General features: G+C 62.2%; 1 pseudogene. It reads right to left on the bottom strand.

Annotated elements, in window-relative coordinates:
• Positions 1 to 85 precede the first annotated feature (85 nt).
• A pseudogene (locus AX708_RS20800) lies at positions 86 to 223 on the bottom strand (IS21 family transposase); the annotation flags it as partial.
• Between the last annotated feature and the right edge of the window lie 155 nt (positions 224 to 378).

The following is a 378-nucleotide window of genomic DNA, read 5'->3' as shown; positions in this document are numbered from 1 at the left end:
ACCGATGCGACCGAGAGCATGATCAGTCTCCCAACCCGAAGTCGTCGTCGATCGCGGGTGTCCCGTGTGAGGCTTCCAGCTCACGCGGACGCGGTGGCCGGGGCTTGTAGACCGGCGCCTTCACGCCGCCGGCCAGGTGTTTGCGTACCGTCTTGCGGTCAAGGCCCGTCTGCCGCGCAATCGCGGACACCGACAGTCCCTGCCGCTTCAAGTCATGGATCATGACAATTTTCTCAAGTCTGATCACCAGCCACGCCTCCCGTCGATCCGGGAAGCATAGGGGTGATCCGTGTGGGTCGTTGCCAATTCGCTCCGGGGCTAGCCCCGGAGCGAATTGGCGCTCACCTCAAACTGGGGAATTTTCGTTCGGCACTTTTG

The organism is Erythrobacter sp. CCH5-A1 (genome assembly GCF_001557115.1).
Taxonomy (GTDB): domain Bacteria; phylum Pseudomonadota; class Alphaproteobacteria; order Sphingomonadales; family Sphingomonadaceae; genus Erythrobacter.
Note: the sequence above shows the minus strand (reverse complement) of the source record. Positions and strands in the feature narration are given on the sequence as shown.